This window comes from Streptomyces sp. NBC_00259 (assembly GCF_036181745.1).
Taxonomy (GTDB): domain Bacteria; phylum Actinomycetota; class Actinomycetes; order Streptomycetales; family Streptomycetaceae; genus Streptomyces; species Streptomyces pratisoli.
In genome coordinates, this window is record NZ_CP108080.1 from 2262132 (window position 1) to 2284859 (window position 22728).

Annotated in this window: 25 protein-coding genes; 15 read left to right on the top strand and 10 right to left on the bottom strand. The window is 70.5% G+C overall.

Going from position 1 to position 22728, the window contains the following annotated elements; all coding sequences use genetic code 11:
• Window positions 1-246: 246 nt before the first annotated feature.
• On the bottom strand, window positions 247-984 hold the full coding sequence (locus OG766_RS10145) for a dienelactone hydrolase family protein (RefSeq protein WP_328725091.1): 738 nt from the start codon (window positions 982-984) through the stop codon (window positions 247-249).
• A 379-nt stretch (window positions 985-1363) separates the two neighbouring features.
• On the opposite strand from OG766_RS10145, the gene OG766_RS10150 reads away from it, so the two are divergent.
• From OG766_RS10150 to OG766_RS10170, 5 genes are all read left to right on the top strand, one after another.
• Window positions 1364-2482, top strand: a complete 1119-nt coding sequence (locus OG766_RS10150) for a tyrosine-type recombinase/integrase (protein WP_328725092.1) — start codon at window positions 1364-1366, stop codon at window positions 2480-2482.
• A complete protein-coding gene (locus OG766_RS10155; RefSeq protein ID WP_328725094.1) occupies window positions 2482-2808 on the top strand; it encodes a helix-turn-helix domain-containing protein in 327 nt (108 codons plus the stop codon). The genes OG766_RS10150 and OG766_RS10155 overlap by 1 nt, the downstream gene beginning before the upstream one ends.
• Before the next feature lie 3 nt (window positions 2809-2811).
• Window positions 2812-4278 (top strand): hypothetical protein, encoded by a 1467-nt coding sequence (locus OG766_RS10160; protein ID WP_328725096.1) that lies wholly within the window; start codon window positions 2812-2814, stop codon window positions 4276-4278.
• Window positions 4279-4358: 80 nt separating this feature from the next.
• Window positions 4359-4895 carry a DUF4240 domain-containing protein gene (locus OG766_RS10165; protein ID WP_328725098.1) on the top strand — a complete coding sequence of 179 codons (537 nt, stop codon included), beginning with the start codon at window positions 4359-4361 and terminating at the stop codon, window positions 4893-4895.
• A gap of 188 nt (window positions 4896-5083) precedes the next feature.
• Window positions 5084-5515 carry a DUF4259 domain-containing protein gene (locus tag OG766_RS10170; RefSeq protein WP_328725100.1) on the top strand — a complete coding sequence of 144 codons (432 nt, stop codon included), beginning with the start codon at window positions 5084-5086 and terminating at the stop codon, window positions 5513-5515.
• 167 nt (window positions 5516-5682) lie between these two features.
• Here OG766_RS10170 and OG766_RS10175 read toward each other — a convergent pair whose 3' ends face one another.
• Both OG766_RS10175 and OG766_RS10180 read right to left on the bottom strand, forming a co-directional pair.
• Complete coding sequence (locus tag OG766_RS10175; RefSeq protein ID WP_266374550.1) at window positions 5683-5964, bottom strand: hypothetical protein; 282 nt, start codon at window positions 5962-5964, stop codon at window positions 5683-5685.
• 72 nt (window positions 5965-6036) lie between these two features.
• The gene (locus OG766_RS10180; protein WP_328725101.1) at window positions 6037-7185 is read right to left on the bottom strand and encodes a permease; all 1149 of its coding nucleotides are present in this window, start codon (window positions 7183-7185) and stop codon (window positions 6037-6039) included.
• A 160-nt stretch (window positions 7186-7345) separates the two neighbouring features.
• On the opposite strand from OG766_RS10180, the gene OG766_RS10185 reads away from it, so the two are divergent.
• The 4 genes from OG766_RS10185 (at window position 7346) to OG766_RS10200 (ending at window position 11087) form a co-directional block, all read left to right on the top strand.
• A complete protein-coding gene (locus tag OG766_RS10185) occupies window positions 7346-8005 on the top strand; it encodes a class I SAM-dependent methyltransferase (protein WP_266374547.1) in 660 nt (219 codons plus the stop codon).
• Window positions 8006-8038: 33 nt separating this feature from the next.
• Complete coding sequence (locus tag OG766_RS10190) at window positions 8039-8965, top strand: N-acetylmuramoyl-L-alanine amidase (protein ID WP_266374545.1); 927 nt, start codon at window positions 8039-8041, stop codon at window positions 8963-8965.
• A 162-nt stretch (window positions 8966-9127) separates the two neighbouring features.
• Window positions 9128-9943, top strand: coding sequence for a DUF5336 domain-containing protein (locus tag OG766_RS10195; protein ID WP_266374543.1), 816 nt, complete (start codon window positions 9128-9130; stop codon window positions 9941-9943).
• A 130-nt stretch (window positions 9944-10073) separates the two neighbouring features.
• Window positions 10074-11087: an LLM class F420-dependent oxidoreductase gene (locus OG766_RS10200; protein ID WP_266374542.1), complete on the top strand. Its 1014-nt coding sequence runs from the start codon at window positions 10074-10076 to the stop codon at window positions 11085-11087.
• A 71-nt stretch (window positions 11088-11158) separates the two neighbouring features.
• Here OG766_RS10200 and OG766_RS10205 read toward each other — a convergent pair whose 3' ends face one another.
• A complete protein-coding gene (locus OG766_RS10205) occupies window positions 11159-11803 on the bottom strand; it encodes a cysteine hydrolase family protein (protein WP_266374540.1) in 645 nt (214 codons plus the stop codon).
• 26 nt (window positions 11804-11829) lie between these two features.
• Entirely contained in the window at window positions 11830-12366 is a 537-nt protein-coding gene (locus OG766_RS10210) for a hypothetical protein (protein WP_266374538.1), read from the bottom strand.
• 118 nt (window positions 12367-12484) lie between these two features.
• On the opposite strand from OG766_RS10210, the gene OG766_RS10215 reads away from it, so the two are divergent.
• Window positions 12485-12781, top strand: coding sequence for a hypothetical protein (locus tag OG766_RS10215; RefSeq protein ID WP_266374536.1), 297 nt, complete (start codon window positions 12485-12487; stop codon window positions 12779-12781).
• A 52-nt stretch (window positions 12782-12833) separates the two neighbouring features.
• On the opposite strand, the gene OG766_RS10220 is transcribed toward OG766_RS10215, so the two are convergent.
• The 3 genes from OG766_RS10220 to OG766_RS10230 all read right to left on the bottom strand — a co-directional run bounded on the left by OG766_RS10220 (window position 12834) and on the right by OG766_RS10230 (window position 16091).
• A complete protein-coding gene (locus OG766_RS10220) occupies window positions 12834-13928 on the bottom strand; it encodes a prenyltransferase (RefSeq protein WP_266374534.1) in 1095 nt (364 codons plus the stop codon).
• Window positions 13925-14656 (bottom strand): class I SAM-dependent methyltransferase, encoded by a 732-nt coding sequence (locus OG766_RS10225; protein ID WP_266374532.1) that lies wholly within the window; start codon window positions 14654-14656, stop codon window positions 13925-13927. The genes OG766_RS10220 and OG766_RS10225 overlap by 4 nt, the downstream gene beginning before the upstream one ends.
• Window positions 14657-14777: 121 nt before the next feature.
• The gene (locus tag OG766_RS10230) at window positions 14778-16091 is read right to left on the bottom strand and encodes a glycosyltransferase family 4 protein (protein WP_266374530.1); all 1314 of its coding nucleotides are present in this window, start codon (window positions 16089-16091) and stop codon (window positions 14778-14780) included.
• Between the two features lie 272 nt (window positions 16092-16363).
• On the opposite strand from OG766_RS10230, the gene OG766_RS10235 reads away from it, so the two are divergent.
• Window positions 16364-17059, top strand: a complete 696-nt coding sequence (locus tag OG766_RS10235; RefSeq protein ID WP_266374529.1) for a TetR family transcriptional regulator — start codon at window positions 16364-16366, stop codon at window positions 17057-17059.
• Window positions 17060-17179: 120 nt separating this feature from the next.
• Here the strand turns inward: OG766_RS10235 and OG766_RS10240 are convergent, their stop codons facing one another.
• Window positions 17180-17413 (bottom strand): ferredoxin, encoded by a 234-nt coding sequence (locus OG766_RS10240; protein ID WP_266374528.1) that lies wholly within the window; start codon window positions 17411-17413, stop codon window positions 17180-17182.
• Window positions 17413-18876: an aldehyde dehydrogenase gene (locus tag OG766_RS10245; protein WP_266374527.1), complete on the bottom strand. Its 1464-nt coding sequence runs from the start codon at window positions 18874-18876 to the stop codon at window positions 17413-17415. Before OG766_RS10245 ends, OG766_RS10240 begins: the two co-directional genes overlap by 1 nt.
• A 249-nt stretch (window positions 18877-19125) precedes the next feature.
• Here OG766_RS10245 and OG766_RS10250 point away from each other — a divergent pair, with 249 nt between their 5' ends.
• The 4 genes from OG766_RS10250 (at window position 19126) to OG766_RS10265 (ending at window position 22677) form a co-directional block, all read left to right on the top strand.
• A complete protein-coding gene (locus tag OG766_RS10250; protein ID WP_328725104.1) occupies window positions 19126-20322 on the top strand; it encodes an NAD(P)/FAD-dependent oxidoreductase in 1197 nt (398 codons plus the stop codon).
• A gap of 83 nt (window positions 20323-20405) precedes the next feature.
• A complete protein-coding gene (locus OG766_RS10255) occupies window positions 20406-21302 on the top strand; it encodes an RNA polymerase sigma-70 factor (RefSeq protein ID WP_328725105.1) in 897 nt (298 codons plus the stop codon).
• Window positions 21303-21464: 162 nt separating this feature from the next.
• Window positions 21465-22139 carry a maltokinase N-terminal cap-like domain-containing protein gene (locus OG766_RS10260; protein WP_328725106.1) on the top strand — a complete coding sequence of 225 codons (675 nt, stop codon included), beginning with the start codon at window positions 21465-21467 and terminating at the stop codon, window positions 22137-22139.
• Between the two features lie 103 nt (window positions 22140-22242).
• On the top strand, window positions 22243-22677 hold the full coding sequence (locus OG766_RS10265; protein ID WP_328725108.1) for a hypothetical protein: 435 nt from the start codon (window positions 22243-22245) through the stop codon (window positions 22675-22677).
• The last annotated feature ends 51 nt before the right edge of the window (window positions 22678-22728 follow it).

A 22728-nucleotide genomic window follows, 5' to 3' on the forward strand; every position in this document is an offset into this window, starting at 1 on the left:
TGGTCAGCACAGTGACGCCGCAGTAAATGCGTACATCTCGCCCTGGAAGCCGGAACGGTCCGCCGCAGGTCGCGACGATCACGGCCAGGGCTCCGTCGCAGTAAATCCAGTATTTACTGCGGCAGTTGTGATTACGTCTCCGCGATCGCACAACTGCCCGAATGTGGTTCTGCTGTGAGGGCTTGAGGGGAGGAGACTGTCAGTGCGCGACGCTGACCAGTCCTGGCGCCAGCATGTTTGCCTGGGTCATGCCCCCAGGTCCTCCGTCACGGGCAGGCACTCGGCGAGCAGGTCGACGACGTCGCGCCAGGCTCGCTGCGCGTGCTGTGGGTGGTAGCCGACACCGGGGACCACGGGGTGGTCGACCGGCGGGTGGTGGAAGGCGTGCAAGGCGCCGCCATAGACCGCGAGGCGCCAGTCGACGCCCGCGGCCTGCATCTCAGCGGTGAACGCGTTTCGTTGCGCGGGCGGCATGATCGGGTCTTCCGATCCGACCCCGGCCCACACCGGGCAGCGGATGCGCGCTGCCTCGCCCGGTCGGCCCGTGGTAGTTGCGTTGACTGTCCCGATCGCGCGCAAGTTGACGCCGCCTCGCCCGAGTTCCAGCGCGATGGCGCCCCCGGTGCCGTAGCCGATGGCGGCGATCCGGTCGGGGTCGGTCCGGGGCTCGGTGCGCAACTCGTCGAGTGCCGCGTGGCCGATGCGCCGCATCCGGTCGGGATCAGCGAGCAGTGGCATGCAACGGGCCAGCATCTCCTCGGGGTCACCCAAATAGCGCCCGCCGTGAAGGTCGAAGGCCAGCGCTACATATCCCAGCTCGGCGAGAGCATCGGCCCGGCGGCGCTCGACGTCGCTGAGCCCCATGCCCTCTGGTCCGAGCAGCACTGCGGGCCGGCGGTCGACACCGGCCGGGAGCGCGAGGTGCCCGATCATCGTCAAACCGTCGGCCGGGTACTCGACCGTACGCGTCGTAATCGTCATCATGAGACTGGACTGTAGTGATCGTCGAGCCCGGTCCGGCCGGTGTTCTGCCGCTGGCAGAACAGCGTAGGTGTCCCTCTGAAATACGGGACGGGCCCGGCGCTCAGGGCTTCAAGATCATCCCGTTGCCCCTTTGGCGCGTATCTCGGTACCGACGCCAATTGCATCGGATGCGAATAGGCGACACCCGCCCCGGATGCTGGCCGGACACGGCACAGATGCGGTCCGAGCAGGGCCGTTGGCCTCGGAGCCACGGTAGCGGTCTTGTCGGCGGACATCTGCGCGTCTCACTCCATCGAGCGATTGAACTGCGAAGACGCCCCCGAGTCGCATCTGATGCGAAATTCTCGCGTCAGATGCGATAGACGGAGAGTGATGGCGGATGGGTGGGGACGGTCTCGTTCCAGGGTCTGCTCGGCTGCACCTGATCGACGGTCTGCCGTTGCTGCGGCCGGACGAGCAGGTCTTCGAGGCGATGATCAAAGGCTGGCGCAACCAGCAGCTCGCCCGGAACCTCTCGCTGGGATACGTCGATGACCAGGAACGTACGGTCCGGGCCTTCGTCCGGCATGCCGACGCTATGCCGTGGCAGTGGACGCCGCAGCACGTCGATGAGTGGTCGGCCGATCTGCGGGCTGTGCACGGCTGTGTCCGCTCCACCCTGCGCAACTACCAGGGCTCAGTAAGGCAGTTCTGCGACTTCCTGACCAACCCGGCCTACGGCTGGAGCGACGAGCGTCTGCGGCACTTCGGTACCCACCCGGTCCAGGTGGTCTACGACTGGAACGCCGCAACGCACGCCGACGAAGCCGAGGGCGAGCCGGAACGACGGGCCTTTACCCGGCCCGAGCTGGAAGCATTCTTCGACCACGCCGACGAGGAAGTGCTGCGTGTTCGCGACAAGGGCCGCAAGGGCTGGCTGCCGGCCTTCCGGGACGCCGCCTTGTTCAAGGTCGCGTACGCCTACGGCCTGCGACGCAATGAGACCCGGATGCTCGACCTCACCGACTTCGGCCGCAACCCAGAAGGCCGGGAGTTCGGTGAGTACGGCACCCTGCTGGTCCGCTACGGCAAGGCCAAGAAGGGGTCGCCACCGAAGCGCCGCAGCGTGCTGACCGTCTGGCACTGGACGCCCGGCACGATCGAGGAATGGATCAGCGAGGTGCGGCCCGGGATGCGGCATGCGCCAAGCCGGGCCCTCTGGCCGTCCGAGCGAGGCCCGCGAATCGGGGTCCAGCGTCTGGACTCGCGCTTCGCCGCCTACCGGGACGCCGTCGGCCTGGACCCCGCGCTGGAGTTCCACTCGCTACGCAGGTCCTACATCACCCATCTGATCGAGGACGGCCACGACCCGTTGTTCGTCCAACAGCAGGTCGGCCACGACCACGCCTCCACCACCGCGATCTACACCTGCGTCTCCTCCGATTTCCGCACTCGCTCCCTGCGACGCGTCCTGGACGCCACCATCGAGGCCGCTCTGCGGACGGGAAGGACCTCCTGATGTCACGCCAGATCAGCTACCGGTGGCGCCTGCGTGAGCTGATGGCCGCCCGCGGCATGTTCACCGTCGCCGAGCTCATGCCGCACCTGGCCGAACGCGGCATCACACTGTCCTCCTCCCAGGTCCACCGTTTGGTCTCCGGAACCCCGGAACGGCTGTCCCTGCCCGTGCTGGCCACTCTCTGCGACATCCTCGACTGCACGCCCACCGACCTGATCGCCACCTCGGCCCAGAACCTCCCGACCCGCCGCGCCGCCGGCGAAGAAGCTCCGATCAACCTGGCCGCCCGCCGACCCACACGGGTCCGGCTGACGCCCGAGGGGTGAGCGGTGACGCCGGAGGAGTACGAGCGGTGGATGATCCGCGACTGCGCACGCTGCGGCCGTCGGGCTTCCAAGTCCGCCGAGTGGTCGGACGGCCCGATCTGCCGAACCTGCTACGAACGTGCGATGCGCGTCCGCGGCCGCTGCCCCTGTTGCGAGACTGACCGGCTGCTGCCCGGACGGGACACCGATGGCACACCGATCTGCCGCGACTGCGCGGGCATCGTCCGCGACTTCTTCTGTGATCGCTGCGGCTTCGAGGGGCTCCTACTCGGTGGGCGTCTCTGCGAACACTGCACCCTCGCTGACACGCTCGCCCACCACCTCGACGACGGCACCGGCCGTGTCGCCCCGGAGTTCCTGCCGCTGGTCGAGATCCTTCTGGAGATGGACCGGCCAAAGAGCCGCCTGATCTGGCTCCGCAACCCCAATGTCGTCCGTCTCCTGCGGGGCCTGGCCACCGGCAGCATTCCGCTCACCCACGACGGGCTGCACCAAGAAACCCCCTGGCGAACCGTTACCCACCTGCGTGACCTGCTGATGGACAGCGGCGTCCTCCCGCGAGTCGACCGGCAGCTCCTGCTCTACCAACGCTGGCTGACGGAACGGCTCGCCACCATTGGGGAACCCGAACACCACCAGCTTCTCCGGCACTTCGCCATCTGGCACCAGATGCGGCGCCTGCGGGCAAAGGCCGAGAAGGCACCGCTGGGACGCTCCCAGACCAACCACACCAAGCAGGAAGTCACCCAAGCCGGCGCCTTCCTCGCATGGCTCGCCGACCGAGGGCGCACAATCGGGCAGTGCCAGCAGGCCGACATCGACGCCTGGCACACCGAGAGCCTGGCCACCCGCCGTCCGTCCCAGTCATTCCTGCGGTGGTGCATGACGACCGGCCGGATGCCCCGCCTCACACTGCCGCCCGCGGTCATCACCCAGGACCCGGAACCGCTGCACCAGCACTGCCGGCTCGCGATCCTCCGCCGGGTCCTCAATGACGACTCCTTGCCCCTGCGGGCCCGGGTCGCCGCCGCACTCGTTCTCCTCTATGCGCAACCCGTCAGCCGCATCGTCCGCCTCGCCATCGATGACATCACCGACGACGGGACCACCGTCACCGTCCGACTGGGAGAGCCGCCGTCCCCGCTGCCGGAGCCCGTCGCCGACCTGATGCGGGCCTACATCCGGTCCCGACAGCACATGCCCTACGCCAGTAGCAGAAGCTCACAGTGGCTTTTCCCCGGCCGCCAGCCCGGACAGCCCATGAACCCGGTCAGCCTCCAAGTCCACCTCCGAAAGATCGGCGTCCCGCCGCAACGAGGCAGGACCTCCGCGATCCGCCAGCTCGTCCTCCAAGCCCCGGCACCCGTCATCGCGAAGGCGCTGGGCTACCACGACAAGACCGCCACCCGCCTGGTCACCGAAGCCGGAGGAACCTGGAGCCGATATGCACCCGGCGACCACACACGCTGACAGGAGCGACGTGGCTGCTCTGATGGGCCAAGCTCCCGCGAGCGGCCCGATGTCAGTACCAGGTGGCAGGCTCTGCCTCCATGAACAAGCAGCAGTTCTGGCAGCTCATTGAGGCAGCCCGCAATCAAGCGTCCAACCCGAACGACGGCGAAGCGGTCGCTCGCGAGGCGACCTCGCTGCTGGCCTCCCGGCCGGTCGAGGAGATCCTCGCAGCTGAACAGGTGCTGTGGGACCTGATGGTCGACTCCTACACCAATCCTCTGTGGGCCGCTGCTTACATCGCCAACGGTGGCTGCTCTGACGACGGCTTCGACTACTTCCGCGGCTGGCTGATCGCTCAGGGCCGTGAAGTCTTCGAACATGTAGTCGCTGACCCCGATGCCCTGGCAGAACTGCCCATCGTTCAAGCCTCCGCAGCCGACGGCGTCGACCTGGAGGGTGAGGACATGCTGGGCATCGCCTGGAACGCACACATCTCAGCGACCGGTGATCAGCTCCCCGCGAGCCCACCCACCATCCGCTACCGGGAGCTGGACCCCACCTGGAACTTCGATTTCGATGACCACGACGAAATGACTCGCCGACTGCCCCGCTTGGCAGCTCTCTATCTGGAATAGGCAGAAGCTCGCAGTCACAAGACGGGGTCAACAGCGGAGAGCGAGACTCCCGAGCATCACTGTCCGTCACTCCATCAGGCCATGAACACGTCTCGGCTGACGAATACGCGATACCTCAACATGCGGGCCTACCAGTCTCACACCCCCTTCTGGCACGATGCCCGGGCATCCACACGATCAGGAGAGACATGGGCACCTGGGACGTCGGCCCCTTCGACAACGACACCGCGGCGGACTTCTCCTACACCCTCGACGAAGCAGCCGAGGGCGAGCGGGAAAGCATCATCCGCGCGGCGCTGGTCCGCACGGTCGACACCCACGGCTGCCTCAACCACGACGTCTCGGTCGAGGCAATCGCCGCGGCGGCCCTGGTGGCCGCACAGTGCCCCGGAGGCGAGCCCATCACGACCGCCTACGGGCCGGACCTGCCCATCCCCGAGCTGCCTGCCGATCTACGCGAGCTCGCCATCCACGCCCTCGACCGAGTCGTCACCGAGCCGTCCGAGCTCATGGAACTCTGGGGTGAAAGCGACAAGGGTGGCCCTTGGCGAGCGACCATCTCTCAACTGCTAAACGCTCTTCTGCCACCGGCTCTGAGAGAACAGCTCAGCCTGATCTGACAACCCCCGTCCGAGAGTCAATTCACATCGCCTCGGCGCCCAACAGACCGCCGATTACGCAACCTATGGTGAGACGATCCGGCCCTCACCTGCCCAAGCGAAGGTTGCGAATCGCAGATCACCAGGAGCAGGGCTCGCAACGTTCAGTCGGACGGGACAACCGCCGCTCAGCCGGGGAACGCGAGCGTGACGCCGCCGCCCTCCTTCACCGCCTCCACGGCCGCCTGGTGCACGGCCCTGCCGGTGTCCTCGTCGACGGCCGGTACGGGACTGCCCTCCACCGCGTACCACTCGGTCGCGCCGGTGTGCTGCACGGTCACCTGGGCCAGGCCGTCGATCCACGTGGTGTGCACGGTCAGGTCTCCCGTGATCGGACCTCCCTCCGTGGTCATCACCCCGCCCGTGCCGGCGACGATTCCCTGAGTGGTCCAGGTCGCCCAGGTGTCCATGGCACGCCTCCGCAGCAGTCCTGTGCACGTACGTATGTCCATCCTCTCCGCATTCCCGCCGACGCGCCCGGCTCACGCGCCGGGGGCGCCTCCCATGGACCGGAGCATCCCCACACCGCCGGTGCGCACGAAGCGCACCACGAACGCCGCCGCGAGCAGCAGGAAGACGATGTTGAGCCAGGTCGTGTAGTCCCAGGAGACCCCCTCGTCGGGGACCTTCGCGCCCGACCGGTCCGGGATGATCCCGAGCGCCCCGAAGACGAACTCGACGACGTACGCGGCGACGACGACGGAGGCGTAGAACGTCCCGAGGAGGAACGCGGCCATCCGCACCCCGTAGTACTTCCGGTAGATGTTCAGGATCGGCACGATCAGCAGGTCGGCGAAGATGAAGGCGATCACCCCGCCGAAGCTGATCCCGCCCTGCCAGAGCACCACGGCGAGCGGCACGTTGCCGACCGAGCAGACGAACGAGGCGATGGCGACGAGCGGCCCGACCAGCGGGCCCCACAGCTTCGCGAGCAGCGGGTGCCCCTCGAAGAAGAACGCGCTCCAGAACGCGTCCGGCACCCAGGCGGCCACGGCCCCGGCGATGAGCAGGCCCAGCACCAGATCGCGCAGGATCGCCGCCCACTCCATCACGAAGACGTGCGCCGTGGCGGTGAAGCCCGCCGCGGACAGCAGCCGGCGCCGGAAGGAGCCCTCGCCCCCGACGGACATGTCCATGGCCGCGTGGCCCTCCATCGAGCCGGCCAGCCCGCGCCCGGCCTGCGCCCGTGCCTCACTGAGCAGCCGCTCACGCAGGAACAGCCGGAAGAGCACGGCGAGCGCCACGATCATGACCGGCCCGCCCGCGAACTCGGCCGCGGTGAACTGCCATCCCATCAGCAGCGCCAGGATGACTCCCAGCTCGACGACGAGATTGGTCGAGGCGATCTCGAAGGCCATCGCCGCGGTGAAGTTCGCCCCCTTGCGGAACAGCGAGCGCGCGAGCGCCACGGCCGCGTACGAACACGACGACGACGCCACGCCGAGGCCGGCCGCGGCGACCAGGCTCCGCGGGCTGTCGTCGCCGAGGAGCGAGACGACGGTGGACTTGCGGACCACGGCCTGCACGACCGCGGACAGCGCGAAGCCCAGGATCAGGGCCCAGGTGATCTCCCACGCCATCGAACCGCTGAGGGACAGGGCGTGCAGTACGGCATCGAGCGCTGCGTCCATGCGCCTCACCCTCACGGTCCGCCCCGCGCCGCAGCCCCGCCGACACGGCCGCCGCGACCGTGTCCACCCGGTCGGGCCGGGCGGGGTGGGCCCCGGGGGGACCGGGACGCCGTCCGCCTACGATGTGACCGCCGAGTAGCGCTGCCCGCCGGAGGAACCCATGGCCGTCGCCCCCGCCGCCCCCAGGCCGGAGACCCTCGCGGCCTTCGAGGCCGCCAAGGGCTTCATGCCCGTACGCGAAGGGCTGGCACTCCACGCGGCCGCTGTCGAGGCCGGGGCGCTCGGGCTGCCGCTGCTGGAGGTCGGGACGTACTGCGGACGGTCCACGATCCTGCTCGCCGACGCCGCCCGCGAGGCCGGCACCGTCGCGGTCACCGTCGACCACCACCGCGGCAGCGAGGAGCAGCAGCCGGGCTGGGACTACCACGACCCGTCGGTGGTGGACCCCGAGGTGGGCCTGATGGACACCCTGCCCGCCTTCCGCCGCACCCTGTACCGGGCGGGCCTGGAGGACCACGTGATCGCGGTCGTCGGGCGGTCTCCGCAGGTGGCGAAGGTGTGGGGCCGGGAGGTCGGACTGGTCTTCATCGACGGCGGGCACACCGACGAGCACGCCGTGAACGACTACGAGGGCTGGGCCCCGCACATCGCCGCGGGCGGCCTCCTCGTCATCCACGACGTCTTCCCTGACCCGGTCGACGAATGGACCGGCCAGGCCCCGTACCGGATCTGGCTGAGGGCCCTGGCCTCCGGCGCCTTCACCGAGGTGTCGGCGACCGACTCGCTGCGGGTGCTGCGGCGCACGGGAACCGGGATCTGAGGGACGGCGCCGGACATCCCCTAGCATCACGACGTGCCGTACGACGTGAACCAGCCCCCCGTCCGGTCCCGCCGCCCGGTCCGCGGCGGAGCCCTGCTCGCGGTCGCCGCGCTGGCGGTGGCCTGCCTGTCCGGATGCGGCGGGCCGAGCGGTCCGCCCGAGGCCGCGGCCGGCGCCTCGCCGTCCGCCACGGCGACGGACACCCCGACACCGCGCCCCGCCGGGACGCCGCCCTCCGGGGACGCCAAGCCCGCGGACCCCGGCGCGGAGCCGGGCGCCGGGACCGGCCCGCTCGCCGGAAAGGTCGTCGTGATCGACCCGGGCCACAACCCCGGCAACTTCCGGCACACCCGTGAGATCAACGCGCTCGTGGACATCGGCACACACCGCAAGGAATGCGACACCACGGGCACGTCCACCAACGATGGTCACACCGAGGCGGAATTCACCCTCGATGTTTCACACCGCCTTCGCACCCTGCTGGAAAAGCAGGGCGCAAGGGTGCAATTCACTCAGGACAACGACCGGCCTTTCGGTCCCTGCGTGGATGAACGCGCACGTATCGGGAACAAGGCCTCCGCCGATGCCGTGGTCTCCGTCCACGCGGACGGCTCGGGGGTCGGGAACCGCGGCTTCCATGTGATCCTTCCCGCACTGGTGAAGGACGGCTCCGCCGACACCACGAAGATCGTCGGACCCTCCCGCGAACTCGGCGAGCGCATCGCCGGGACGTTCGTACGCGCCACGGGCAGCAAGCCCTCCAACTACGTGGGCGGCGGTACCGGGTTGGACGTCCGCGGGGACCTCGGTGGACTGAATCTGTCGACCGTTCCCAAGGTGTTCATCGAATGCGGCAACATGCGTGACGCGAAGGACGCCGCCCTGCTGACAAGTTCACAGTGGCGGCAGAAGGCGGCACAGGGAATCGCGGACGGCATCAGCACCTACCTGCTGGGGTAGACCCGACAGGCGATAGATTCATTTCCCGCCGGGTCGGGGGCCGCATGCCGGGACAGCCCGGCACCCGTACGATGGGGCCACCCCCGAGTTCTGCGCCGTGCACCGCCGACCGGCGGCACCGACGACCGCCCCGATGAGACGCAACCGACTAAGGACCTACACGTGAACATCCGCTCCCTCACTCGAGGCGATGGCGTGGTGATCGGAGCAGCGGTGGTGCTGTTCATCGCCTCGTTCCTCGGCTTCATCAGCGTCGACTGCCCGAGCGGCATCGACTGCTCCCGCGCGGACCTGCCGAACGCCTGGGACTCGCTGGGCACCGTGATGTCCATCTACATCGCCGGGATCATCGGTGCGGCGCTCATCGTCGTCGCCCGCGCGCTGCCGGGGCGCAAGGTCCTGGGCCTCGACATCGGCCAGTTCGGCGTCGCCCTGAGCATCTTCGCCCTGTGGACGATGTTCTGGACGATCATCGACATGAACGCCGACGCCGGAGCCGGCGCGATCCTCGGCCTGCTCGGCACCCTGCTGCTGGCCGGCGCCGCGATCGCCACCCCGCTCGTGCCCGCCCTCAAGGTCGCCCTGGTCGGCCCGCCCAAGCCGCAGGCCCCGCAGCCGTACGGCGCGCAGCCGCAGGGCGGTTACGGCTACCCCGGCGCCCAGCAGCCGCCGTACGGCGCGCAGCCGGGTCAGCCGCAGCCGTACGGTGGCCAGCCCCAGCCCGGCCCGGCCGGTCCGGCGCAGGGCCAGCCGCAGGGCGGCCCGGCCCCGCAGGCCTCGGACTTCGCCCCGTTCTGGTTCGCGGTGCCGGTGGCCCGCCCGCTGTTCGCGGAGGACGGCTCGCAGACGCCGATCGCCGAACTGGCACCCGGCACCTGGTATCTCGCGGTGGAGCAGCGCGGTCCCGGCCTGGTGGCCCAGACGCAGGACGGCCGCCGTGGCGTCCTGCAGGACACGAGCGGCATCCAGCGCGGCTGATCGGCATCCGCACAGCGCCTCGCGGCCCCTCGCCCTTCCGGGCGGGGGGCCGTTGCCGTACAGTCGCCCCCGGACAGCGAACTGACGGTTCGTCAGACATCTCGGACGTGACGGATGGGGGCTGGGCGTCATGCGGCTCGGACTCGCACTGGGGTACTGGGGCCGCGGTCCGAACCCCGACCATGTCGACCTCGCCGTCGAGGCCGAGCGGCTCGGCTACGACTCGGTGTGGACCGCCGAGGCCTGGGGTTCCGACGCGTTCACCCCGCTGACCTGGATCGCCGCCCGTACCTCACGGATCCGGCTGGGCACGGCGGTGGCGCAGATGGCGGCCCGTACCCCCACCGCCACGGCGATGCACGCGCTCACGCTCGACCATCTCTCCGGCGGCCGGATGATGCTCGGTCTCGGGCTGTCGGGGCCGCAGGTCGTCGAGGGCTGGTACGGACGGCCGTTCCCGAAGAGCCCGCTGACCGCGACCCGCGAGTACGTCGACGTCATCCGCCAGGTCCTGCGGCGCGAGGGCCCCGTGGAGCTCGCCGGCCGCTTCCACACCCACCCGTACGCGGGCGAGGACGGCACCGGCCTCGGCAAGCCGCTCAAGCCGATCACCCACCCCCTGCGGGCCGGACTCCCGGTCCTGCTCGGTGCCGAGGGGCCGAAGAACATCGCCCAGACGACCCGGATCGCCGACGGCTGGCTGCCGCTGTACTGGTCCCCGCTGCGGACGGACGTCTACGAGGCGTCGCTCACCGAACTGCCCGAGAACTTCGTCATCGCGCCGATGGCCCGTGCCCAGGTCTGCGACGACGTCGCGGAAGGGCTGCTGCCGGTCAAGGCGATGCTCGGCTTCTACATCGGCGGCATGGGCCATTCCGCCCGTAACTTCCACGCCGATCTGATGGCGCGCATGGGGTACGAGGACGCGGCCCGGCACATCCAGCGGCTGTTCGCCGAGGGCCGGCGTCAGGAGGCGGTGCTCGCCGTCCCGGACGCCTTCGCCGACGAGATCTCGCTCATCGGGCCGCGGCAACGGATCGCCGAGCGCCTGGAGTTGTGGCGCAAGGGCCCGGTCACCGATCTGCTGGTGACGGCACCGGACCCCGGCACCCTGCGGGTGCTGGCCGAGCTGAACGCCTCGTAACCGGACGCCTCGTACAGCGGAACGCCTCGCCACAGGACGGCTCGCCACCGGAGGCCTCGCCACCCGGACGGCTACGCGGGCTTCCCGGGCAGCGCCGCCACGAACTCGTCGACCGTGACGATCGCGTGCGCGTACGTGGGCGCGTTCACCTCGAAGGTGGCCTCCAGCTCCTCGGGCCCGAACCCTCCGATGGCGCCCTTGACCAGCGTCACGTGGTAACCAAGTTCCTGGCCGAAGCGGGCCGTGGTGTCGATGCAGGTGTTCACGCGCATGCCGATGAGCACGATCCGCGAGATGCCGTACTGCTTCAGCAGCAGATCGAGGTCGGTGTTGGCGAATCCGCTCGCCGACCAGTGCTCGTGCACGACGGTCTCGCCCTCGACGGGCCGGAAGTCCGGATGGAACTCACCGCCCCAGGAGCCCACCGCGAAGAGCTGCGCCCGCGCGGTCGCCTGCTGCGAGGACGACAGGTGCCGCCAGTCCGCGTAGTCGCCGGGCGCGGTCCTGCGGTGCGGTACGAACAGGGTCCGGATGCCGCAGGCCCGTGTCGCCGCCAGCACCTCGCGCATATGGCCGAGCAGACCCACCTGCTCGGCCACGGGCGCGGTGCGCGGCCACAGCTTGCCGCCCTCGGACAGGAAGTCGTTGTACGGGTCGACCAGCAGAAGGCCGGTGTTCGCGGCGCTGTAACCGGCGCCGTCCGTCTCGTCGTTCATCGTCGTCCCGACCGGCCGCCGCCCGGCTACCCGCCGCTGAGCTGGGTCGCCGACGGCACCTTGTCCTTCACCTCGGCGCCGGCGCTCTTGCCGGCGTTCTTGATGTTGGTGATGACGTCCTCGAAGGCGCCCACGTCGGACTCGTTCGCCTGGCCCTTGCGGAGCTTGGTGCCGAGCCCCTTCAGCGACTCGATGCCGGCGGTGATCGGCGCGACCGCCTTCGACAGCAGCGGGTCGCCCTTGGCGTTGTTCGACGCCGCCTTGAGCCGGTTGTACGCGAACGCGCCCGCGAGGCCCGCCTTCACCAGGGCCACCTTCTGGCCGTCCGCGCCCTTCTTGAACTTGCCCTCCCGGTAGGGCTTGACGATCCACTGGTACGTCGCGCCCGCGGCGAGGCCGGCGTTGGCCACGAAGCGGGTCTTGGCGAACTTCTGCTTCTCCGCCGAACTCGTCGGCGACGCTCCGCCGCCCGCCTCGTCGTCGCCTCCGCAGGCGCCGGTGCCGAGGACGAGTGCGCAGCAGAGCAGCAGCGCGAGGGCCGCGCGGCGTATCGGAGTGGGCATGGCAGTCCTCCCTGACCTCCCCGAGACCTCTGCGCAAGCGTCACCCGCGAGCGTGCCTTCCGCCACTCGGGCGAACCCCGACAGGTTTCGTTGAAGCCAGAACGGCAAAGCGGAGCCCATGTCCCCACGTCAACGCAGTGGAAGTCACCAGGCGGCGACGATCATCACCGTCATCGCCGACGTCATGGCCGTCATCCTCGGCCTGTGGATCCTGATGTACCTACTGGAAGCGAACCGGGCCAACAGCCTGGTGGGCTTCATCCAGGACGTGGCCCGCTGGCTCGCCGGCTGGTCGTACGACCTGTTCACCTTCGACGACGCCTGGGCACGGGTGGTGGCGGGCTACGGCCTCGCCGCCGTCGTGTACCTCGTCGTCGGGCACGCCGTGGCCGGCCGCCTGCGCCGCCAGGCCTGATGTTCCCGTCCGCGGGCGGGAGAGCCCCGGTGGCCCTCCCGCCCGCGGGCGGTCACTGACAGCACTGGGGTTCGAGCCCGCGCGGCAGCCGTTCCCCGCCGAAGACCGCGGTGGTCGCCTCGTCTCCCCCCAGGGCGGCGACCGCCAGCAGCAGGGAGCCCGCCGTCCACGTCGTCAGCTCCTCCGGCCAGAGGGCGCGGTTGCCTTCGAAGACGTAACCCGTCCAGTAGAGGCCGTCGTCGGCGCGCAGGTGCTGGATGGACTGGAGGATCTCCAGCGCACGGTCCGACTCTCCCATCGCCCAGAGCGCGAGGGCCAGTTCGCAGCTCTCGCCGCCGGTCACCCAGGGGTTGGGCAGCACACAGCGCACCCCCAGCCCGGGCACCACGAACGCGTCCCAGTACTCCTCGATGCGGGCCTTCGCCTCGGCGCCGGTGAGGGCGCCGCCGAGGATCGGGTAGTACCAGTCCATCGAGTAGCGCGACTTGTCGAGGAAGCGCTCCGGGTGGCTGCGTACGGCATGGCCGAGCGCGCCGGTCGCCAACTCCCAGTCGGGCTGCGGCTCCTCGCGCTCCTCGGCGATCGCGAGGGCGCAGCGCAGGGCGTGGTAGACGGACGAACTACCGGTCAGCAGCGCGTCGTCGACGATCGCGCCGCCGTCCTCGGGGGCTTCGCGCTTCCAGCCGATCTGACCGCCCGGCTGCTGCAGCCGCAGGACGAACTCGATCGCCGCGTAGACGGACGGCCACATCCGGTCGAGGAAGACGTCGTCGCCGGTGGCGAGGTAGTGGTGCCAGACGCCGACGGCCACGTAGGCGCAGAAGTTGGTCTCACGGCCGCGGTCGGTGGGCTGGTCGGCGTCGCCGTCGTGGTACGCGGCGTACCAGGAGCCGTCCTCGTTCTGGTGCCGTGCCAGCCACTCGTAGGCGCGCGCGGCCGCGTCGTGTTCGCCCGCCGCGTCCAGCGCCATGGCCGCCTCGGTGTGGTCCCACGGGTCCAGGTGGTGCCCGCGGAACCAGGGGATGGCGCCTTCCTCGCGCTGGACGGCGAGGATGCCGGCGACGGTCTGAGCGGCCTGGTCGGCGGTGAGGACACCGGGCAGGACGAGATGGTCGGTGCGGCCGGGACCGCGCCAGGGCACGGTCACTCGCCCACCTTCGGTGTGTGCGGCTTCGTCGCGTAGGCCACGAAGCTCTTGCCGACGACGGGGTTGAGCAGCTGCTCCGCGAACCGGGTCGCGAAGGGCTTCTTCATGATGTCCCAGACGAGCAGCTTGTGGTATGCGCGGACGGGCAGCGCCTTGTCGTTGTCGACGCCGAAGGCGCACTTGAGCCACCAGTACGGCGAGTGCAGCGCGTGCGCGTGGTGGGTGCCGTAGGGCTTGAGGCCGGCCTCGCGCATCCTGGCGAGGAGTTCGTCGGCCTTGTAGATGCGGATGTGCCCGCCCTCGACCTCGTGGTACGCGTCCGAGAGCGCCCAGCAGATCTTCTCGGGGCCGTAGCGGGGCACGGTGACGGCGATCCGGCCGCCGGGCTTGAGCACCCGGACCATCTCGGCGAGGACACCCTTGTCGTCGGGGATGTGCTCCATCACCTCGGAGATGATCACGACGTCGAACGACTCGTCGGGAAAGGGCAGGTTGAGCGCGTCGCCCTCCATGGCGGTGGCGCTCGCGCCCTCCGGTGCCTCCCCGGCCTCCTTCATCGCCGCGAACCACTTGGCGACCTCGCGGATCTCCTCGCCGTTCTGGTCGAGGGCCACGACCTGGGCCCCGCGCCGGTAGCACTCGAACGCGTGGCGCCCGGCACCGCACCCGAGGTCGAGCACGCGGTCGCCCGGGGCGAGCGGAAAGCGGGAGAAGTCGACGGTCAGCACGAGGTCTGCCCTTCCGGATGGGTCACGGCGCCCGCGTACGGGGCGCGCTTTGCAGAGTCTGCGGGCCACCGGCCCGCACGCGCGGTGCGGCCCCGGGCCCACGGCGCGGTGCGCCGGGAGGTCATCGGGCACCGGCCGGGGCCGTGCGTGCCTCGATCGCCTCGCGGTAGAGGTCCGCCGTGCCCTGGGCCGCCCGGGTCCAGGTGAAGCGGGACAGGACGCGGGCGCGGCCCGACGTCCCGATGCGCCGGCGCAAGGAAACGTCGCCCAGGAGTCTGCCGAGCGCGTCGGCGAGGGCGGCCGCGTCACCGGGCGGGACCGCGAGACAGGTCTCGCCGTCGGGGCCCGCCACCTCCGGGATGGCCCCACCGGTCGTGGCGACGAGCGGGGTGCCGGTCGCCATGGCCTCGGCCGCGGGCAACGAGAACCCCTCGTACAGCGACGGCACGCACGCCACCTGCGCGCTCCGCACGAGGTCCACGAGCTCCGCGTCGGAGATGCCCTTCACGAACTCGACGGCACCTTCGAGCCCGTACCGCTCGATCATCCGCGCCACCGGCCCGTCCTCGGCGCGCTTGCCGACGACGACGAGGTGGGCGTCGGGGCGCTCGGTGCGGAGCTTGGCGAGCGCCTCCACGAGGAACACGAGGCCCTTGAGGGGGACGTCCGCGCTGGAGGTCGTGACGATCCTGCCGGGCACCTCGGCGACCGAGGGGTCCGGCGAGAACAGGTCGGTGTCCGCGCCGATGTGCACGACCCGCACCAGTTCGGGCCGTACGCCGAGATGGTCGGTGATCTCCTGCTGCGAGGAGCCGGAGACGGTCAGCACGGACGGCAGCCGGCGCGCGACCCGCTTCTGCATGCGCGTGAAGCCGTACCAGCGCCGCACCGAGGCGCGCCGCCGCCAGTCCGGTGCGGCGTCGAGCTCCAGCTGCCGGTCGACGGTGATGGGGTGGTGGATGGTGGTGACGAGGGGCGCGCCGAGGTCGCCGAGCAGGCCGTAGCCGAGCGTCTGGTTGTCGTGGACGACGTCGAACTCGCCGCGGCGGGCCAGCAGGTGACGCCGGGCCCGCAGGGAGAAGGTCAGCGGTTCCGGGAAGCCGCCGGTCCACATGGCGGCGACCTCGAGCCGGTCGATCCAGTCGCGGTACTCGCCCCGCTTCGGCGTGCGGAAGGGGTCGGGCTGCCGGTAGAGATCGAGGCTGGGCAGCTCGGTGAGCGGCACGCCCTCGTCGAGTACGGGATAGGGCTGCGCGCCGATCACCTCGACGCTGTGTCCGAGGCGGGAGAGCTCGCGCGACAGATGCCGTACGTAGACGCCCTGGCCCCCGCAGAACGGGTTGCCCTTGTAGGTGAGGAGAGCGATGCGCAGTGGTCGGTCACCGACACCGGCCGCACCCGCACGGGGCCCGGTCGCTATGGCCTCAGCGGTCACTCACGGCCCCCTTCTCACTCCACTTTTCGCCGGAGCGTAACCGCTCGCGCTAATCTAGAACAAGTTTCACACTTGATCGTTCTTGATCGCTCAAGGAGCATCGAATCTACCGGCAGGTAGCGCTGCTGTAAGGCCCGGATCAGGTGATTCGCGCCACGGCGCGGAGCCCTGCCATGCTGTGCCCTCCGAAGCTCCGGGGGACGCGAACGGAGACGGGCGTCACCGGGAACGGAGACAGCGCGTTACCGGAATCGGGGACGGGGGCAGGAGACATGACCGCGGAAGCCAGGACAGCGGCTCCGTCAGTGACGGCGGTTCCGGCGACCCCTCCTCTGACGGAGCGCCAGGAGGCCAGGCGCCGGCGCATTCTGCACGCCAGCGCGCAGCTGGCCAGCCGGGGCGGCTTCGACGCGGTACAGATGCGTGAGGTCGCCGAGGCCGCCGGGGTCGCGCTGGGCACCCTGTACCGCTACTTCCCCTCCAAGGTGCATCTGCTCGTCGCCACCATGCAGGACCAGCTCCAGCATCTGCACACGACCCTGCGCAAGCGCCCGCCGGCCGCGGAGAGCTCGGCGCAGCGGGTCGCGGAGACGCTGATGCGGGCGTTCCGCGCGCTCCAGCGCGAGCCGCACCTGGCGGACGCGATGGTGCGGGCGCTCACCTTCGCCGACCGCAGCGTGAGCCCCGAGGTGGACACGGTCTCGCGCCAGACGACGGCGATCATCCTGGACGCGATGGGCCTGGAGAACCCGACGCCCGAGCAGCTCTCCGCCGTCCGGGTCATCGAGCACACCTGGCACTCCGCCCTGATCACCTGGCTGTCCGGACGCGCCTCGATCGCCCAGGTGAAGATCGACATCGAGACGGTCTGCCGCCTGATCGACCTGACGGACCCGGAACGGGACCCGCGCCAGGAGCGGGGCCCGGCCCCGGGGCGGGGCCGGGCGGGGCGCCGGCCCACCGGCTGAGCCCGGAGCCGGCACCGCGACTGTCTGCGGCACCGGCTTCGGGCTCCGGCTCCGGCTCGGGCTCGGGCTCCGGGGTTCGGCTCCGGCTCGGGCTCGGGCTCCGGTCGAGGAGGGCCGGAGCTACTCCTCGGGCGGGAACACCGCCTCGCCGGTGTCCGGCAAGGTGATCAGGATCGCCTCGACCGGACAGCCCTCCGCCGCCGCGAGGATCTGCTCGTTGGCGTCGGTGTCCGGCTCGGTGGGGTGGGACTGACGGGCGGAGTCCAGTGTGAACCCGTCCGGTGCGTTGCTCACGCACATGCCCGAGCCGATGCACACGCCCCGGTCGATCTCGATGTGCCAGCGGTCGCCCATCAGCCTTCGCTCCCGTATCCCGACGGCAAATGCACCATTTTGTGCTCAAAGTACTCGCCGAAGCCCTCGGGACCGAACTCCCGCCCCAGACCGGAGTTCTTGTATCCGCCGAACGGGCCAAGCATGTCGAGGCTGAACGTGTTGACGTTGTACGTACCGGTCCTCACCCGGCGGGCGAAGTCGATGCCGTGCTCGACGTCGGCGGTCCACACGCTGCCGCTGAGCCCGTAGTCGGAGTCGTTGGCGACCGCGGCGGCCTCGGGCTCGTCGCCGTACGGCAGCAGACAGATCACCGGCCCGAAGATCTCCTCGCGCGCGATGCGCATCGAGTTGTCGACACCGCCGAAGAGCGTCGGCTCGACGTACCAGCCGCGGTCGAGTCCGGCCGGGCGGCCGCCGCCGGTGAGGATCTTGGCGCCTTCCTCCTGGCCGATCCTGATGTAGTCGAGGGAGCGCTGCCGCTGACGGTCCGCCACCAGCGGGCCGACCTGGGTCGCCGGGTCCAGCGGGTCGCCGGTGACCAGCGCGCCGGCCGCGGCGGCGAAGGCGTCGGCGAACTCGTCGTAGCGGGCGCGGGGCACCAGGATGCGGGTCTGGGCGACACAGGCCTGTCCGTTGTTCATCCAGGCCGCCGGGACGATGCCCTGGACGGTCGCGTCCAGGTCCGCGTCGGGCAGGATCACGGCGGCGGACTTCCCGCCCAGCTCCAGGGTGACGCGCGTGAGATTGCGGGCGGCGACCTCCATCACGCGCCTGCCCGCGGCGACCGAGCCGGTGAAGGAGACCCGGTCGATTCCGGGGTGTCCGACGAGGTACTCACTGACCTCGCGGTCGGCGGGCAGGATCGACAGCACACCCTCCGGCAGCCCGGCCTCGCGGGCGATGTCGGCCAGGATGTACGCGTCGAGAGGGGACTCCGGTGAGGGCTTCAGCACGACCGTGCAGCCGGCGAGCAGCGCGGGCGCGAGCTTCGCCGCGGCGACGAACTGCGGAACGTTCCACGGGACGACCGCCGCGACCACACCGACCGGCTCCCGCCGCACCAGCAGCGGCCCGAGCACACCGGTGCGCCGCTCCTCGTACGTGAAGTCCCGGGCGACGGTGATGGCCGCGTCCCAGACCATCATCGCGCCGAGCGCCTGCGCCAGGACGCTCCAGGAGTACGGGGACCCGTTCTGCGAGCTGATCGAGCGGGCGATCTCCTCGTGCCGTACGGCGATCGCGTCCTTGATCCGCCCCACGATCTCGACGCGCTCCTCCAGCGACGTCCGCGGCCAGGGCCCCTGGTCGAACGCGGCACGCGCGGCCGCGACCGCCCGGTCCACATCGGCCCGCGAGGCGTGCGGGACGCGTCCGATGACCTGCTCGGTGTGCGGCGAGATCACCTCGATGGTGTCCGCGCCGAGGGGATCGACCAACTCCCCGCCGATGAACAGCTTTCCGTGCTCGATCAGTTCGGTCATGGCGACTGCCTCCCGCGCACCGGGGTTCCACCGGGGGATCTTCTGACACTGTTTCAGAACTGATACCAGTTCTAGTTGAACTAAGCCAGACGCGGGACCGAATAGGCCCCGACCAGCGGCTTTGTCGCTGGTGCGGGCCGCTCTCATGCGGCCGCCCCGTCCGATGTGCGCTAGGTCTCATCCGCGGGTTGTTACACCGGATCGGCGGCCGGTGTCTCCATGCCGAGTCCACAACGCGAAGGAGACACGATGAACGGGAACGGGAACAGGGACGTCGAGGTGGTCGTGGTCGGCGGCGGGTACGGGGGTGTGACGGCGGCCAACCGCCTGGCCCGGCGCGACGGCGTGTCGGTGACCCTGGTCAATCCGCGTCCCGACTTCGTCGAGCGGATCCGCCTGCACCAGCTCGTGACCGGTTCCGATGACGCGGTCGTGGGCTTCGACGAGGTTCTGGGCGGGAACGTCCGGCTGGTGGTCGACACCGCGACCCGGATCGACGCCGCCGAGCGCCGGGTGTCGCTGGCGGGCGGTGGCACTCTCCCCTACGACTACCTCGTCTACGCGGTGGGCAGCGGCGCCTCCGGTCCCGGCGTGCCCGGAGCCGCGGAGTTCACCCATGCGGTGTCGGACCTCGAGGGAGCGCAGCGACTGCGGTCGGTGCTGGCCGCGACGCCCGCGTCCGATCCGGTGACCGTGGTCGGCTCCGGGCCGACCGGTCTGGAAACCGCCGCCGAGCTGGCAGAACTGGGCCGCAAGGTCACCCTGGTCTGCGGCGACGTGCTCGGCCCCTCCCTGCATGCCCGAGTCCGCCGCCCGGTCGCCCGCCGGCTCGCCGAGCTGGGTGTGACCGTCCTCGAAGGTCCCCGTGCGCGGGTGACGGAAGTGACGCGCGACGGCGTGCGGCTCGACGACGGCCGCGAGCTGCCCAGCACGGTGACGATCTGGACCGCTGGATTCCGTGTCCCGGACCTGGCCGCCCGCAGCGGGCTGCGCACCGACGCCGAAGGCCGTCTGGTCACCGACGCGACGCTGACCAGCGTGGACGACGTGCGCATCGTCGCCGCCGGGGACGCGGCGGTGATGACGGACACGCCGTTCCGGATGAGCTGCCAGGCCGCCGTGCAGCTGGGCCCGGCGGCCGCCGACACGATCCTGCGCAGGATCGCGGGGAAGAAAGCCGCTGCCGTCCGGATGTTCTTCGCCGGGCAGTGCCTCAGCCTCGGCCGGGACGAGGGCGTCACCCAGTTCTCCTACCCGAACGACAAGGTGAACGCGCTCAGCATCAGCGGGCGGCCCGGTGCCGGCGTCAAGGAGATCGCCTGCCGGTTCACCCTCGACAAGTTGGTGTCCGGGGCACGCAAGGCCGGTTCCCGCGCGTCCCGCGCATCCCGCGGCCGAGGAGGACCGAGCCGCAGTGCCCCTGATCAGTGGGCAGGCCGCCGGTGACGGCCCCGTCGTCAAACTGGGTACATGCCCCACGGCCTGCTCGCGGCATGGGGGGCCGACCACGAGAGAGTGAAGCGCACGCCATGAACGACCACGTCACCGACCCCGCGACGGAGGCCTTCGTCGCCCACCGAGACCTGCTGTTCACCGTCGCCTACGAGATGCTCGGATCGGCGGCGGACGCCGAGGACGTCCTCCAGGAGGCCTGGCTGCGGTGGGTCAAGGTCGACCTGGCTCAGGTGCGGGACCAGCGCGCCTACCTCGTACGGATCACGACCCGGCAAGCACTCAACCGGCTGCGCACCCTCAAACGGCGCAAGGAGGCCTACGTCGGCCCCTGGCTGCCCGAGCCCCTGCTCACCGCCCCGGACGTGGCCGAGGACGTCGAACTGTCCGAGAACCTGTCGCTGGCACTCATGTTCGTCCTCGAAACCCTCTCACCGACCGAACGCGCCGTCTTCGTGCTGCGCGAGGTCTTCGACATCGGCTACGACGACATCGCGGCCGCGATCGACAAGAGCCCCGCCGCCGCACGCCAGATCGCCCACCGCGCCCGCCGGCACGTCGACGCCCGCCGGCCGCGCACAGCGGTTTCCCCGGAAGAAGCCCGGGCAGCGTTGCGTTCGTTCCAGCGCGCGCTCGTGACCGGGGACCTCCAGGGGCTGCTCGACGTACTCGCCCCGGACGTGGTCTTCGTCAGCGACGGCGGCGGCCTCAAGCTGGCGGCCCTGCGGCCGGTCGTCGGCGCCGACAAGGTGCTCCGCTACATGGCCGGCAGTGTCGCCAAGGCCGGCGGCGCCTTCACCAGTGAGTCCACCACGGTCAACGGCAACCCCGGACTCGTCCTGCGCCTGGACGGCGTGATCGACGGCGTGCTGGCCTTCCGCGTGGAGAACGCCCGCGTCACCGGCCTCTACTACGTCCGCAATCCCGAGAAGCTCACCCGCGTCGAGTCCGAAACCCCCCTCACGTCCCGATGACCGTCCCTCACGTCCCACTGACCGTCCCCCGCGACACGGTCGACCGAGGCGTCCTGCCGGAGGGAAACCGAATGCAGACCGGATGGAGAACCGCTTCTTCGGAGCCGCGCGGATGGGAAGGTGTGAGGGCTCGTGTCCACGTGATGGAGGAGAACCTTCGGCATGGCCGTCATCCACCGCACTTCCCTCAAGCCGACCAAGCTGGAACTGCTCACTTCCTGGCTCCCGTCCCGCCCGTGGTACCGCGGCGGGGCGGGCGAACCGGAGTTGGCCAAGGCCGGCGGCTTCCGGCTGGATGACCCGCACGGCGAGGTCGGGATCGAGTTCATGGTGGTCACCGATGCCTCGACTCCCCACCCGACCGCCTACCTGGTCCCGCTCACCTATCGCGGTGCCCCGCTCGCCGGCGCGGAGCACGCTCTCATCGGCACCATGGAACACGGGGTGCTGGGACGGCGCTGGGCCTACGACGGCTGCCACGACCCGGTGCTGGTCGCCCAGTTGACGGGCGTGATCGAAGGCCGGGTCCAGGCCCAGGACCAGAACACCAGTGACCTCCCGGACCGGGAGGTCACCCGCTCCTACACCGGTGGAGGCTCCCTCTCCACGGACGTCGTCGGCACGGCCACCGACGACCGGGAGAGCACCGAGATGCCCGCACCGCAGGGCACGACCCTCCGCCTGCACCGCGTCCTGCGACCTGCCCCGGACGACCGGACCCTCCCTCCGCACGGGGCCACCGGCCACCTCGCGGGCACCTGGCACCTGCCGGACGGCACCCGCGAAACGGGGCTCTTCGCCGTCCTGCACACCGGCCGCCGGGCCCAGGCGCACTGACCCGCGGGCCCAGGCCGGCGCCGGGCCCGCGGTACGGAGTGCTCAGACACGCATGAGTACCTGCGCGCTGGCCGGTCGTCGCGCGAGCCGGGACGCTCGGCCCATGCGACAGCAACCACTCAAGCCCGCTCCCCAGTTGTCGGGAGCACTCGTGTCGGCCCTGGTCACGATGGCGGCATGGGCCGCCTGGCTGGGCTGGGACCAGCACCGCGACGTGCAACCCGATGGCACGACGACCGGCCCGTACGAGGCGTGGCAGGTCATCGGGCTCGTACTGACCCTGTTGGCCCCGGTCTACTGGGGGGCGTCCCGGCACAGCAGCGCGGTCGCGGTGTTCGGCACCACGGCGGGTCTCACCCTTGCCGCCTTCTACGACTGGTCGGACGACTCCAGCGGGCTGTTCGTCGTCGGCGTGGGAACGGTCACGGTGGGGAGCCTCCTCCTGACCGCCGTCGCCGCCGCCCTGATCACCGCTGTGGGACGCGACGAACGAGAGGGACTTCGAGAAGGCGGCGGCCCGAGCGGCGGCCCGAGGTGACCGTCGACGACCGGCAGGGCTTGCGGGGCGTGGGGCGGCCGGGGATTCCGG